The sequence below is a fragment of the Alteromonas alvinellae genome, assembly GCF_902705805.1.
Window position 1 is genome coordinate 54,083 of record NZ_CACSIH010000110.1, and the last position, 14,309, is coordinate 68,391.

Annotated in this window: 10 protein-coding genes; 3 read left to right on the plus strand and 7 right to left on the minus strand. The window is 45.2% G+C overall.

All coding sequences use genetic code 11. The features are described 5' to 3' along the window. Nucleotides 1-234: 234 nt before the first annotated feature. The 4 genes from ACX5KA_RS07305 to ACX5KA_RS07320 all read right to left on the minus strand — a co-directional run bounded on the left by ACX5KA_RS07305 (nt 235) and on the right by ACX5KA_RS07320 (nt 5,523). On the minus strand, nt 235-1,797 hold the full coding sequence (locus ACX5KA_RS07305) for a sodium/sugar symporter (RefSeq protein ID WP_342326046.1): 1,563 nt from the start codon (nt 1,795-1,797) through the stop codon (nt 235-237). 343 nt (nt 1,798-2,140) lie between these two features. Beyond that, on the minus strand, nt 2,141-3,283 hold the full coding sequence (gene galK, locus ACX5KA_RS07310) for a galactokinase (protein WP_061093966.1): 1,143 nt from the start codon (nt 3,281-3,283) through the stop codon (nt 2,141-2,143). Further along, the gene (locus tag ACX5KA_RS07315) at nt 3,276-4,331 is read right to left on the minus strand and encodes a UDP-glucose--hexose-1-phosphate uridylyltransferase (RefSeq protein ID WP_283649048.1); all 1,056 of its coding nucleotides are present in this window, start codon (nt 4,329-4,331) and stop codon (nt 3,276-3,278) included. The genes galK and ACX5KA_RS07315 overlap by 8 nt, the downstream gene beginning before the upstream one ends. A gap of 172 nt (nt 4,332-4,503) precedes the next feature. Beyond that, complete coding sequence (locus ACX5KA_RS07320; protein WP_202941634.1) at nt 4,504-5,523, minus strand: aldose epimerase family protein; 1,020 nt, start codon at nt 5,521-5,523, stop codon at nt 4,504-4,506. A 328-nt stretch (nt 5,524-5,851) separates the two neighbouring features. Between ACX5KA_RS07320 and ACX5KA_RS07325 the strand changes: the two genes are divergently transcribed. Beyond that, nucleotides 5,852-6,853, plus strand: coding sequence for a LacI family DNA-binding transcriptional regulator (locus tag ACX5KA_RS07325; protein WP_039217407.1), 1,002 nt, complete (start codon nt 5,852-5,854; stop codon nt 6,851-6,853). A gap of 415 nt (nt 6,854-7,268) precedes the next feature. Here ACX5KA_RS07325 and ACX5KA_RS07330 read toward each other — a convergent pair whose 3' ends face one another. Then, entirely contained in the window at nt 7,269-8,132 is an 864-nt protein-coding gene (locus ACX5KA_RS07330; RefSeq protein WP_202941633.1) for an alpha/beta hydrolase family protein, read from the minus strand. Nucleotides 8,133-8,384: 252 nt separating this feature from the next. On the opposite strand from ACX5KA_RS07330, the gene ACX5KA_RS07335 reads away from it, so the two are divergent. Next, nucleotides 8,385-8,978, plus strand: coding sequence for a hypothetical protein (locus tag ACX5KA_RS07335; protein WP_458730780.1), 594 nt, complete (start codon nt 8,385-8,387; stop codon nt 8,976-8,978). 74 nt (nt 8,979-9,052) lie between these two features. Here the strand turns inward: ACX5KA_RS07335 and ACX5KA_RS07340 are convergent, their stop codons facing one another. Both ACX5KA_RS07340 and ACX5KA_RS07345 read right to left on the minus strand, forming a co-directional pair. Continuing rightward, nucleotides 9,053-9,637: an HAD family hydrolase gene (locus ACX5KA_RS07340; RefSeq protein WP_039220922.1), complete on the minus strand. Its 585-nt coding sequence runs from the start codon at nt 9,635-9,637 to the stop codon at nt 9,053-9,055. 65 nt (nt 9,638-9,702) lie between these two features. Beyond that, nucleotides 9,703-11,040, minus strand: a complete 1,338-nt coding sequence (locus ACX5KA_RS07345; RefSeq protein ID WP_458730781.1) for an MFS transporter — start codon at nt 11,038-11,040, stop codon at nt 9,703-9,705. A gap of 368 nt (nt 11,041-11,408) precedes the next feature. On the opposite strand from ACX5KA_RS07345, the gene uvrA reads away from it, so the two are divergent. Next, nucleotides 11,409-14,240: an excinuclease ABC subunit UvrA gene (uvrA, locus tag ACX5KA_RS07350; RefSeq protein ID WP_049587075.1), complete on the plus strand. Its 2,832-nt coding sequence runs from the start codon at nt 11,409-11,411 to the stop codon at nt 14,238-14,240. The last annotated feature ends 69 nt before the right edge of the window (nt 14,241-14,309 follow it).

The following is a 14,309-nucleotide window of genomic DNA, read 5'->3' on the forward strand; positions in this document are numbered from 1 at the left end:
GTATAACTCTTCTTAATAAGACATCAGCAAGCGCGAAAGTTCATCGAATATTAGCCGGTTAGTATACCGTATTTTATGAGGGAAAATTGAAGTTTTTCGCCACAGGTTTACGTTACTAACTGCAACACGTTCTAGAACTTAACAAAATTTATTGTCAGCGTCTTCTGAACTTTCGCGTTGTTTTTAGCTAATTTTAGCAAGGGCGTTGCGATTAAAAACGCCCTTCCTTGTCTGCTACCACCACGTAATGTAAAACGCCGCTGTAAGGATAACTACAGCGATAGATGCTACATTAAATCCGCTTGTGGTTTTGAACTGCACTTCGTTTAGGTCGACAGCGTTTTCACTGACACCTTTTTTCTCTAGCAGAGAAACAACCACAGCTAAAGCAATACAAAGCAGGAACACAAGACCAACACGGTCAATAAACGGCAGTTCAGGCCAGAATTGTCTAAACACAATGCTTAAAACAAATGAGCCTAATGCGGCCAATAGACCACCGTTTGCTGTGGTTTTCTTCCAGAACATACCTAAAACGAACAATGCGCAGATACCTGGTGTAAAGAAGCCCGTGAATTCCTGGATATACTGGAATGCTTGATCAAAATTACCCAACAGCGGCTTGGCCACCACCATAGCAATGATAAGCGCGACAAAGCTTACGATACGACCCACTTTCACATAATGCTGCTGCGACTCGTTTGGACGCTTATCTTTATAAAGGTCCATGGTAAAAATAGTAGAAACGCTATTTGTCATCGACGCTAGCGAGGACACAATCGCCGCCACCAAGGCTGCGAAGATAATACCTTTAAGACCAACAGGCATCAGCGTCATTAGGCTTGGGTATGCTTGGTCCGGTTTAGCTAAGTCTGGCACAATTAGAACTGCTGCAATCCCTGGCAATACCACAATTAAAGGCATTAGCAGTTTTAGGAAAGCCGCAAACGCAATACCTTTTTGCGCTTCTTGAACGCTCTTTGCCGCCAACGTGCGCTGAATGATGTACTGATTAAAGCCCCAATACGACAGGTTCATGATCCACATACCGCCAATCAATACAGAAATGCCCGGCAAGTCCATATAGTGCGGGTTGTCTTCTGACAAAATCATGTCGAATTTCTCAGGGAGCTTGTTAGTAAGGTCAACAAAACCTTGGATGGCACCATTGCCGTCACTGATTAGGTTTAACGCCGTATACGACAGAAACAAGCCACCAATAACCAACAGCACGACTTGAATAATGTCGGTGAGTGCTACCGCTTTCAGACCGCCGTAAAGTGAATAGGTTAACGAGAAAAGGCCTAAGAACATCATGCCGTAAACCATATCAACACCCGCGATGGTATTGATGGCCAATGCACCTAACCACAGCACAGCCGTTAGGTTTACAAAAACATAAACACCTAGCCAGAATATTGCCATTACCTTGCGCACGCGATGATCATATCGCTGCTCAAGAAATTGAGGCATGGTGTAAATTTTATGCTTAAGAAAGATAGGTAAGAAGAACTTGCCAACAATAAGCAGCGTAATGGCGGCCATCCACTCATAAGACGCAATGGCAAGCCCTAACTGGTAACCTGACCCCGACATGCCGATGATTTGTTCGGCTGAGATATTGGCGGCAATGAGTGATGCGCCAATTGCCCACCATGGCAAGCTTGAGCCCGCTAGAAAGTAATCATTTGTATCTTTTTGATGACCCTGCTTTTCGCGAGAAACCCACCACGCAATTCCGACAAGCGCGACGACGTATACCACGAACAACGTGATATCTATTGATGCTAATTTCATAGTTTTTCCCAAAGTTCTTATTTTGGGTGCGGCGATTGTCATGCAGGGTACACAGGTGAAAAATTGTTTTTATTATTCTATTGTTTTTTGCCACACCAGTATCACGTCTTTTAAAACGCGTTAAATCAAACAAGTGATTGTTGATAGCAACTCAAAGCCGCTAATAACCACACCCGTTCTAGCCCATATTAGTATCACATTTTGTTTACTTTTTTTAACTAGATTTAAATCTTTTTTTTCATAAAGCTGACCTTTAAGGTTTGGTGGAAACTAGATTTGATTAGACAAGTAAAAAAGTTATACTCTTGACCAATTAACCGTAGTTTTAGAGCGTTCATTAACTTTACACAGCGAACGCGCCCTGTGTAGCCGTACACACATAAATGTCAGCACTGTACCCTGTTTCATCAGAGTACTTGTCGGCCACGACTTGCTTCACCGCTTCAACTTTGTCGGTAGGTACAAGGGCCACTACGCAGCCGCCGAATCCACCGCCAGTCATGCGAACACCACCCGATTTACCCAGCACTTCACCAATGATCTCAACCAAGTAATCGATTGGGCGAACGGTAATTTCAAAGTCATCACGCATGGAGATGTGAGATTGCGCCATGGCTTCACTAACCGTTTCGATGTCGCCAGCTTTTAATGCTTGGCTTGCTGCCAGTGTTCTAGCGTTTTCGGTAACAATATGCTTCGCGCGGCGATAAACCACCTCTGGCATATGTGCTTTAGCGCCTTCTAGCATTTCCATAGTTGCTTCGCGTAACGATGACACACCCAATAACGACGCGCCTTGTTCACACTGCTGACGACGCAAGTTGTATTCACTGTCAACCAAACCACGTTTAACATTCGAATTGATGATAACGATTTGATGCGAGTCTGGTAGTGGTGAATGCTCAATGGCTAGCGACTGGCAATCAAGCAGCATTGCCATGCCTTCATTACCCATAGCAGAGATTAACTGATCCATAATTCCGCATGAGCAGCCTACGAACGTATTCTCTGCTTTCTGGCCTAACAGTGCAGCCTGTACGCCATCGAGGGGCAACTCATACAGCGCGCTTAACGCTTTTAGTATAGCCACTTCAAAAGATGCCGAAGAGCTTAACCCAGCACCTTGTGGCACATTGCCCGTAACCAATAAGTTAGCGCCGCCAAAATCTGGCATGGCCTCTTTAAGTACTTTCACTACGCCGCGAACATAGTTTGCCCACCCTTGTTCTTCGTCATAGTTAATGTCTGACAACGAAAACTGGTTTTGCTGATTTTCGTAATCCATCGCGGTAACCACGATGTCATTATCTGCGCGCTTTGTTGCCGCAACCCACGTTCCAAAGTTGATTGCAGCCGGAAATACGAACCCTTCGTTATAATCGGTGTGCTCACCAATAATGTTCACTCGACCCGGCGCATGTGCGATTAACGCTGGCGCCTCGCCGTAATGCGTTTCAAAATTAGAAGAAAGTACTTGATTATCCATTCGCATTCTCACGTTTCTTATAGTGCACTGTGGATAGTGCTTTTAATCTGTCTGCCGCTTGTTCAGGGGTCAAATCTCGCTGTGCCTCTGCCATCATTTCGTACCCAACCATAAACTTGCGTACACTTGCTGAGCGCAGAAGTGGTGGGAAGAAATGCGCATGTAGCGTCCATTCAGGGTGCGCTTCACTATCAAATGGGGCACTGTGCCATCCCATAGAGTATGGGAAAGACGTTTCAAATAAGTTGTCGTACTTCGCTGTAATTTCGCCAATGATCTTAGCAAGAGATAGCGACTGAGAATCCGAGAGCATGTGCATAGATTGCACGTCAAATCTGGGTAACAGTAGCGTCTCAAAAGGCCAAGCGGCCCAGTATGGTACAACTACAACCCAATCATCATTTTGACACACGACTCGCTCTTGCTTCGCTACTTCTTGTTCGGCATAGTCCAACAGCATAGGCGTGCCGTTATCACCAAAGTATTGCTGTAGCTGCACGACTTTTTTCGCTGGGTCGGTAGGCACATGCTGCTGCGCCCATACTTGACCATGAGGGTGAGGATTTGAACACCCCATCATTGAGCCTTTGTTTTCAAAAACTTGTACCCAGCGATAGATTTCACCAAGTTCAGCGGTTTGTGCTTTCCACGTGTTGACTACGTCTACGCGTTCTTCATCGGAAAGCTCAGGTAACGTTTTGCTGTGATCAGGGGAAAAACAAATAACACGACTGCAGCCTTGCTCAGTTTCGAACTGAAACAGCCCCTTTTTCTCACTGGCTTGTTCTGTATCTTGCTTAAGGGCGGCAAAATCGTTTTGAAAAACAAACGTACCTTTGTAATCAGGGTTAACTTCACCATTCACGCGGGTGTTTGTTGGACATAAATAACACGTAGAGTCGTAAGATGGCTTTTGTTCGTTGTTTGGCTCTTCTGAGGCTCCCTGCCAAGGGCGCTTCGCTCTGTGAGGCGACACTAACACCCACTCACCCAACAAAGGGTTGTAACGGCGATGTGGATCGTTGGTAGGGTCGAAAGGGGTTCCCATAATCACTCTCTCTGAATTAGCCTGCTACGCTCTAATGCGCAACATCAAATAGGGTTAAACGTTTACCCTGACAATGATATAGCAAGCTTCTACGTTTATCAATTGCGTAACAAAGAAAATTAATTGTTAAATTGATAACAAATAATTTTCTTTTGTCACTACATAACGATTTCTATGCGCTGAACTTGTATCGCATACTTGCTTTGAAGGTTTCCCCGGGTTTTACGAAACAGTTTGGAAACTCGGGCTTATTGGGTGCATCCGGGAAATGCTGTGGTTCTAAGCACAAGGCACCAAGCTGATCGTCGGTTTTCAACCCGCCAGTATAAAACTGCAAACCCGGCAAGTTAGTAAATAACGACATAGCAATACCAGTATCAAGTGCCTTTACGGTTGCTTGTGGGGTATGCTCAGGCGTATCACGGAGTACATAGTTGTGGTCGTAGCCTCCCACCCTATCAAATAATGGATGGGAATTAGATTGCTCTGCCCTTTCTTTTATTGCTGTAGGTTTCGTGAAATCAAAGGGAGTATTCGCAACTTCGACCAGTTTTCCAGTTGGCAGCAAGGTGCTATCTGCGTCCGTGACTTTGTCAGCATCTATATGTAGCAATGTATTACCCACTTGCGGGTCGTTGCTCAACGTGAAGTAAGCATGCTGCGTGAAACTAAGCGGGGTTTCTTTGTCTGTGTTTGCGGTGATCACAAGAGATAACTCGTTGTTTTGATTAAGGGAATAGCATGCCTCTACATTAACAGTACCGGGAAAGCCACCTTCCCCATCGGGACTAGTTAAGGTAAATGTTACAGCCACAATATCTGTCGTCTCTTGGACGCTTGCCGCCCAAACCTTCTTATGAAACCCAGCTAGGCCGCCGTGTAGATTATGTTCACCGCCATTTTTATCTAAGGTGTACTCTGTTCCATTTAACGCAAATGAGCCATGTCCAATTCGGTTTGCGTAGCGTCCTACGATCGCACCGCGATAGCTCGGGTCATCTATATAGTCTTGTAGAGTCTCGAAAGTTTGGACACAACTTACCGATTCACCTTCTGCATTTGGGAAGTGAATTTCTTTAATAATTCCGCCGTAGTTAAGCAAGGTAACTGACATGCCGTTGTCGTTAGTTAACGTAAAGGCGTTTACGACTTCGCCTTCAACTTCACCAAATGCAGATACATTTATTTTCATAACAAAATTTTTACCTTAAGACGTGCTTAGTAAACTGACGCGTTCCAACCTACCACACGTTTTTTATACATTAATGAATAATGCAATCTTTCAGAATGTCTAGGAGGTTATACGTTTTCCATTCTTTTTTACAGCGGTTTGATTAACAATCATAGAAGGTAAAACCACTTAGGTAATCTAACGCTCTTCATCTCTCTAATGCATCTCAGCCCCGTGAAAGACACCACAAGCTAAGCGTTAGAATTTTATCTTTTTTTGTAAATATAATGTACGCTATGGCAATCAGGTCAATCGACACTCCACGCAATAAAACGAAGTTTGAAAGAAAATGGCAACAATAAAAGATATCGCCCAAGCCGCTGGCGTTTCATTAGCGACCGTATCAAGAGTTATTAATAATGGTCCTAAAGTGGGCAATGATACTCGCAAGCGTGTCAAAAAAATCATGGAAGAAATGGGTTATCGTCCCAACGCTAATGCGCGGGCACTTGTAACCAAACGTAGCGCATCTTTAGGCGTTGTCATTGCTGAGCTCCACGACCCATTTTTCGCTATGTTAGCCCACGGTGTGGAGTCCATTACCCGCAAAAATAACGTTCAAATTTTATTAAGTGCCGGCTCTATTGAAAAAGAGACTGAACTTCGCGCTATTGAAACATTGCTAGAGCATCGAGTAGAAGCCATGGTAGTGCACAGCAAAGCACTTGATGACGAGACCCTGATCGGTTTTGCAAACCAAGTTCCAGGCTTTGTATTAATTAACCGCTATATACCAGAAATAGCAAATCGTTGTGTGTGGCTTGATAACGTAACCGGTGGTCGCCTTATGGCGGAATATGCCATCAACCAAGGCCATGAACATGTCGCGGTGATAAGCAGTCAGTATCGCATAGACGATCCTAATCATCGCCTAGAAGGGATTAGAAACGCGGTTAACAATGCGAATTTAAGCTTGCCTGAAAGCATGATTGAATATGCTACGCCCGATCAGGAAGGTGGTGAACTGGCAATGCAAAACTTGCTTGCTACTGGTGCAAAATTCACTGCTGTTTTGGCTTATAACGATGCTATGGCATCTGGTGCTATGACCATGCTGCAGGATCATGGTATTTCAGTTCCAGAACAAGTTTCTGTGATGGGATACGATGATGTGCTGTTAGCAAAGTACTGTCGGCCCAAATTAACCACGCTGCGTTATCCCGTTGAAATGATGGCCGCGAAAGCGGCTGAGCTGGCGTTAAAGTATGCATCTGGGAGTAAACCAGAAGAAGGGTTAACCTTCAAATATACACCTACGGTAGTTAAACGAGATTCTGTAGTAAGGGTTTAACCTTCGCTTAATTTGCGATAGCTTTCATAGGACGCAAAATGAACCCCCGCCATTGGCGGGTATTTTATTTAGTCATTACTAAGCCAGTTTGGTGAGTGATTAATCGTAATTCGGTGTATTCTTGAGCGACCGTATTCTAAAAATTTCATGACACGAAACTATTGACAAAAATACACGCTTGATCATTTTGCTTAAGATTTTTATCCCCAATACAGAAAATTGCCTGATCCTGCACAGCTTTACGATCAAAAAAGATTAAGATCGAGCACAGTTGCTCTACAGCGCTTGATTTAACTGACATTTCGTGATCCGACCAGAAAGTCATGAAAAGATCGTGATCTGTTGTTCTATATGGCTATTAACAGACTTACCAACAAGGTTTTCCACTACTTATCCACAACGAGTAAGGTTTCTATTACTGAGTGAATCTTGCTAAAAATTGCTTGTACTGCTCAATAGCATAGTCGCTTTTAAGCGTAGCGTTATGGGTAGCACCAGGAATAACTGAAATGTATTTCTCGCTACTTGATGCATCTTCTAATAGCTGCTGACTAATCGGGTAAGGGGTTATTTTGTCTTCCTCACCCACCACCAGCCATAGTGGTCCTTCATAGTGACGCAAGATTGGGGCTATTTGCATACTATGAACTTCATCGTGAAGCTTCATGTTTGTGAATGAGTTAGAGAAGCCTGGCACCATGTTGGCAATTAAATCAGAGATGTTATTGAAAGCGCCGTCTAATACTAAAGCGTCTATCTTTCTATTTGCAGCCACATAGCTTGCGAAATAGCTGCCTATACCTCGGCCGTGAACGATAGTGGGAATTGAGGCGTCAAACGCACTTTCTACATAATCAAACTGGGTTAACGCGTCTTGTTTAATAGCGTTAATACTTAAGTCCTTCGCTTTATCACTGGCTCCTACTCCTTGATAATCGAGCCACAATATATTAGCGGGCAACTTACCCAGTCTATGAATAACGCTGTTGTTTTCGCTTACCGGCATACGGTTGTCTGCAAAGAAAACAATGTTAACAATAGGGTCAGGGTAAGAAACAGCAACGCCTCTCAAAGTTAACCCAGCTTCATTTTTAACTTCAACACGGGTTATGCCCGCTGAGGTTTTGTCTTTTTGAATTGCCGCGTGTAGCTTCGTAGTATCAAGGGGCTTTTGCTGAGTGTCTTGATAAAAAAAAGCCGAAGGGGACACGTTAATTGCACACCCAATAAGTGACACACTTGCAGCTACACTGATTACCGCGTTTTTTAAGCTCATCATTAAAGAACTGTCCGTGTTGAATGGTTATGGCGAAATTTTATTCAGATTATATAGGTGTAATGGTTGTGACGCTGAGCAAAAACTCGCTCAGCAAAATCAACAGTCCCACACCTATGCTAAACAAGCTGTAACAGTTTGCAACAGTTGTTCTGTTTCTTAGCGATACAAACTTTCTTATACTAAAGACAATATTACTTGCACAATTTATCTGCATAAAACAAAAATAATTTAATGAAAAGTAGAGCATTTTCCATGTCTTACGCTACATCACCAGCTCGACTTATTGTTGCCTGCTGTGCCCTACCCTTGCTTATTGCCTGCGAGTCTACGCCACCCGAGCTTGACTCATCATTAATTCCTGCATCGCAGAGAAAAGACTATCAGCTAACCATGTCTAAAGCGAAAGCTTGTCCTATAAACTTAGCTGAACTGAGCGATATACGTTCGAGCAAAGACCTATTAGTTGGGAACAGTAATGTAACGGAAGATACGCTCTATACGCTGTTACAACAAAGCTTAGAGGATATGAACGTTAGTCCAGATATTGAAGCAGCTAACAGCGTAAAAGTGATATTAAACCGAGCGTTTATAAAAAGCTTGGGAAGTAATATGGTTGCCACCGTTGTGCTTAAGGTAAGGTATAAGCCAGACTATGCGGATGAGTACTCACCTGCTACAACCTTTAGAGGGCAAAGCATGAATGTGAATGCCAATATCAGCGAAGAACAGAGCAATCAAATTGCCATTGATGCAATGAAAACGGCCATAGATGATGCCACCAAACGCATTAAGTCTTCACTACTGCATAATTGCAGCGATGCTCTCGGAGAAATAGAGGCGGTATAAGCCAAAGAAATTATAGAGTGAGCGCGATTGATTTAGCGTTAGCGCTAAGCTCGAAGGCTTACTCAGCGTAAGATTTAGTAGATAAGCCGCCCATTATCGACCATAAAGCACGCCATGCCGCCGTCAACCGCCGCTTTTCGGCCCATGTCGGTGTCTTCAAACACCACACAATGCTGTGGTGCTACACCCATTAATTCTGCCGCACGCACAAAGGTTTCAGGGTGAGGTTTACCTCGAGTTACGTCATCGGCTGTAACTAGCGCAGATAATTGGGCTAGCAAGCCGTGTTCATTTAACACCATTTGCGCGTGCTGCCTATCTGAGCCCGTACCTACTGCAATGGGCATAATTCCCTTATAGTGATTAAACACGTTAAGGGTATCTTGAATAAGCCTTGGCACATGATCTAGCCCTTCGAAAGCCTGTTTTTTATATGAAGCAACCTCTGCTGGATCGTGGTTTTTGCCATACTTGGCATTCATAAGATGTACGGTTTCAAAGGTAGGAACACCACCTAAACTGTATTGATAGTCTCGGTCAAAAGGGTAGCCAAACGCATCGCACGTAAGCTGCCACGCATCAATATGCGCGCCCATTGAATCGACCAAGGTGCCATCCATATCAAAAATAATGGCTTTGTAGCTGCTTAGGTCAATCATGGTCTTCGCTTCCTTTTCAAAAATAGTGTGATGCTAACCTTTCATGGTTGCAATGAGATAAGCAACTATGCAGACAATACGTCTCGCGCTTTTACCGCATCAAAATCACGATCAACTTTCAGGTATACCGCGTTATTTTGACTGTTTAATGTCACTTCCAACACACCAGGCACTAACAGCAGCTCGGCTTCAATGCTAGAAACATTTGAACTATCAAACTCTGCGTTCATCATCACGCGCTTTACCCGACTCACTTCTTTAACACCAAGAATAATAAAAAGCCAAAGCAGAGTGCTAGCAGCGCCGATGCCATAAGCTAGTTCTTGCGACCAAATATCGGTAACTAAGCCTGAAATTACACCACCCAAAAACGCGCCAAAGAACTGAAAGCTAGCGTAAAGACCCATGGCCGTTCCTTTTTGTCCCGCAGGCGCAATGCTCGACACCAATGCAGGGAAATTCGCTTCCAAATAATTAAAGCCGGTAAAGAAAAGCACCACGGCAGCGGTAACCCACCACCAGCTATGGTCCTCTAAACTCAGCGCCAAAAACGCGCCGCCCATTAATACAACGCCGGTTACAAGGAGCGATTTAGGCGTACGGCCTCTTGCTGCCCCCATCATAATAATTAGACCTACAATTGACGCGCCTAAAACGGGTAAGTAAACCGTCCAGTGACTATCTAGCGTCATATCAAAATTCAGTAGCGTTACGGGCAGTTGAACAAACAACAGCGTTATCATCATATGTAGAATCATCACGCTGATATTTAAACGCCATAACTGAGAAGAAAAGATTAAGCGCTTTAGCTGGTCTTTTTGTGGCAGTGTATCGCCACTGCTCAGCTGCACACCGTTTGGCACTACCCATTTAACCAGCGGCATGCAAAGAATGGCCAGAATACCAGTAATACCAAACACACCTGCAAGCCCGTAGCTGTTCGCAATAAGAGGTCCTAAAATAACGGCTAAATAGAATGAAAAGCCAATGGCTATGCCTATGATAGCTAACACTTTGGCTCGCTGACTTTCCCGGCTTACATCCGTAGCCAGCGCCATTATCGCTCCTGCAATTGCCCCAGCGCCTTGAAGAATACGCCCAACAATCATCATGGCCATACTGTCGGCGTTTGCTGCGACAAAGCTTCCTAATGCAAATACAGCAAGCCCTAGCAAAATAACGGGTTTACGCCCCCATTTGTCAGACATCATACCCATAGGAATTTGCAACGTAGCTTGGGTTAGGCCATATCCACCCACGGCAAGCCCTACCAACAGCGGCGAGTAATCTGGGTAGTCCATTGCGGCTACAGCCAACACGGGCATAACCATGAACAGCCCCATCATGCGTAATACGTAAACGGAGGCGAGTGCAAGCGCGGCGCGTAATTCCAAAGCGTTCAAAGCGTCTTTTTCCCTCAATAAATAAAATCAAAAAAACGTAAAAGCGCGCAGAGAACACTTGTTTCTGCAGCATCAAGAATAAGGTCGCGAAGTGTAGCATAAATTGCTCTTGCGCCCACTTACCTTAAATTCGATTAATACAATTGGCGTTTTCTCCCGCTCAATGGGTCGATTTAGCCTTTTTGCCTTAATAGGGGTTTAAAAGTGGGGATAAAATCACCACTTTGCAATGTCGATAAGCGAGATCTAATCGTAAGCTTATGTCCGTGAGGTGATCTGCTTACTCCGCTTACAGTATAACTTGAATGTCATATCACTTTACTTGACACCTATGGCATACTGATTCTTTTTCTCTCATTTAGGCTTCAATGGATAAAATCGAAATTCGCGGTGCTCGCACCCACAACTTGAAAAACATCGATTTAACACTGCCACGAGACAAACTGGTGGTGATAACCGGCCTTTCTGGCTCGGGTAAATCGTCTCTTGCATTCGACACGCTTTATGCAGAAGGCCAGCGTCGTTACGTTGAGTCTTTGTCTGCCTATGCTCGTCAGTTTCTATCTATGATGGAAAAACCAGATGTTGATCATATTGAGGGTTTATCACCAGCAATATCCATTGAGCAGAAATCAACATCGCATAACCCCCGTTCAACGGTGGGTACCATCACTGAAATATACGACTATCTGCGTTTAATGTTCGCGCGAGTGGGTACACCACGCTGTCCTGACCACGATGTGCCGCTAGATGCACAAACGGTCAGCCAAATGGTCGATAAAGTATTAGCGATGCCCGAGGGCAGCAAGCTAATGCTGCTAGCACCTATTGTTAAAGAGCGTAAAGGCGAGCACGTTAAGACACTGCAAAACCTATCTGCTCAAGGCTTTATTCGCGCGCGTATCGACGGCGAAGTGTGTGATCTATCCGATCCGCCGCCTCTCGATTTGCACAAGAAGCACACCATCGAAGTTGTGGTCGACCGCTTTAAAGTGCGCGATGACATGGCGCTGCGTTTAGCGGAATCGTTCGAGACGGCGCTGAGCCTTGCTGGCGGTAACGCGGTTGTGGCTGATATGGACGATAAAGACGCAGAAGAAATTGTGTTTTCTGCTAATTTCGCCTGCCCACACTGTGGTTACAGCATCAGTGAATTAGAGCCGCGCCTGTTTTCATTTAACAACCCAGCGGGCGCCTGCCCTACCTGTGACGGCTTAGGCACAAGACAGTTCTTTGACCCCGCACGCGTAGTCGGCAATACCGAATTGAGTCTGTCTGGCGGCGCTATTCGCGGATGGGACAAGCGCAGCTATTACTATTTTCAAATGCTACAGGCAGTAGCAGACCATTATAAATTTAGCCTTACCGCGCCATTTGAAGAGCTCGATAAAAAGCACCAAGACATTGTGCTTTACGGGTCTAAAGGCAAGTCGCTCTCGTTTAAGTACATAAACGAGCGTGGCGACGTGATGGAGCGTAAGCATCCATTTGAGGGCATTATCCCTAATATGGAGCGTCGATATCGCGAGACCGAGTCAAACTCGGTGCGAGAAGAGCTAGCAAAATATTTAAGCCAGCAGCACTGCAGTAGCTGTAACGGCACCCGTCTGCGTGTTGAAGCACGTAATGTATTTATACAAGACACCAACCTGCCAGCCATTGCTGACATGTCGATTGCTGACGCGTACGGCTTTTTCGAGACACTCAACCTTGAAGGCCAACGTGCTCAGATAGCTGAAAAGATTTTGAAAGAAATCATGGACCGCTTGCGCTTCTTGGTAAACGTAGGTCTTAACTATCTTTCTATGTCGCGCAGCGCCGATACCCTATCGGGCGGTGAAGCTCAGCGCATTCGACTGGCAAGTCAAATTGGCGCAGGCTTAGTGGGCGTTATGTACGTGCTGGATGAGCCCTCTATCGGTCTTCATCAACGGGATAACGAACGCTTACTTGGTACGCTTACGCATTTGCGCGACCTGGGTAACACAGTTTTAGTTGTAGAGCACGACGAAGATGCCATTCGCGAAGCCGATTACATTGTAGATATCGGCCCGGGGGCGGGTGTGCATGGTGGTGAGATTATCGCCGAAGGTTCGCTTGAAGATATCAAAAACAGTGAACACTCACTTACTGGAAAATACTTATCCGGTAGAGAGAAGATAGATATCCCCGCAACACGCACGCCGGTAAAAGACGACAAGTGGCTAGAGCTTTTAGGCGCTACCGGCAACAACTTGAAGTCTGTTGATTTGCGTATACCTACCGGTGTAATGACCTGTGTGACGGGTGTATCGGGCTCGGGCAAATCAACGCTGATTAATGACACCTTCTACAAAATTGCGCAGCGCGAGCTGAACAAGGCGACCACGTCTGAACCGGCACCGCATAAGTCGATGACCGGATTAGATCAGCTCGACAAAGTGGTCGATATAGATCAAAGCCCTATCGGCAGAACACCGCGCTCTAACCCAGCGACTTACGCTGGCATTTTCACTCCAATTCGTGAAATGTTCGCCGGTACACAAGAGTCGCGTTCACGGGGTTACAAGCCTGGCCGCTTTAGCTTTAACGTGAAAGGCGGTCGATGTGAGGCGTGTCAGGGTGACGGCGTAATTAAAGTGGAAATGCACTTTTTGCCAGACGTGTATGTGCCTTGTGACGTGTGTCAGGGCAAACGCTATAACCGTGAAACCCTTGAGATAAAGTACAAAGATAAGAACATTCACGAAGTGTTGGAAATGACGGTGGAAGATGCCCGTCAGTTCTTCGATGCTATTCCGGCTATTTCACGTAAATTGCAGACCCTCATGGACGTAGGCTTGTCATACATTCGACTAGGCCAAGCAGCCACTACGTTATCAGGTGGTGAAGCGCAGCGCGTGAAATTGGCGAAAGAGTTGTCAAAAAGAGACACTGGGCAAACACTCTATATCTTGGATGAGCCAACCACCGGGTTGCACTTCCACGATATTAAACAGTTATTAGCTGTCCTTCACAGACTGCGCGATCACGGTAATACCGTTGTGGTTATTGAGCATAACCTAGATGTGATTAAAACCGCAGACTGGATTGTTGACCTTGGACCCGAAGGTGGATCCGGAGGTGGCCAGATTATTGCAGAGGGAACACCTGAGCATGTGGCACAACAAGAAGTTTCACATACAGGTCGATTCCTGAAACCCATGCTCACACAAGCTTGAGCCGGTAACGAAGTAAATCCGTTAGCGTAAAGCGCACCCGTTTTTTATTTTGCTGCTGTGTAATTTACA

What these genes read in the sequence shown, in the direction of transcription:
- galK (WP_061093966.1), bottom strand. Translation starts at nt 3,283, where the DNA reads ATGGATAATCAAGTACTTTCTTCTAATTTTGAAACGCATTACGGCGAG.
- ACX5KA_RS07305 (WP_342326046.1), bottom strand. Translation starts at nt 1,797, where the DNA reads ATGAAATTAGCATCAATAGATATCACGTTGTTCGTGGTATACGTCGTC.
- ACX5KA_RS07320 (WP_202941634.1), bottom strand. Translation starts at nt 5,523, where the DNA reads ATGAAAATAAATGTATCTGCATTTGGTGAAGTTGAAGGCGAAGTCGTA.
- ACX5KA_RS07335 (WP_458730780.1), top strand. Translation starts at nt 8,385, where the DNA reads ATGTCTTACGCTACATCACCAGCTCGACTTATTGTTGCCTGCTGTGCC.
- ACX5KA_RS07330 (WP_202941633.1), bottom strand. Translation starts at nt 8,132, where the DNA reads ATGATGAGCTTAAAAAACGCGGTAATCAGTGTAGCTGCAAGTGTGTCA.
- ACX5KA_RS07325 (WP_039217407.1), top strand. Translation starts at nt 5,852, where the DNA reads ATGGCAACAATAAAAGATATCGCCCAAGCCGCTGGCGTTTCATTAGCG.
- ACX5KA_RS07315 (WP_283649048.1), bottom strand. Translation starts at nt 4,331, where the DNA reads ATGGGAACCCCTTTCGACCCTACCAACGATCCACATCGCCGTTACAAC.
- ACX5KA_RS07340 (WP_039220922.1), bottom strand. Translation starts at nt 9,637, where the DNA reads ATGATTGACCTAAGCAGCTACAAAGCCATTATTTTTGATATGGATGGC.
- uvrA (WP_049587075.1), top strand. Translation starts at nt 11,409, where the DNA reads ATGGATAAAATCGAAATTCGCGGTGCTCGCACCCACAACTTGAAAAAC.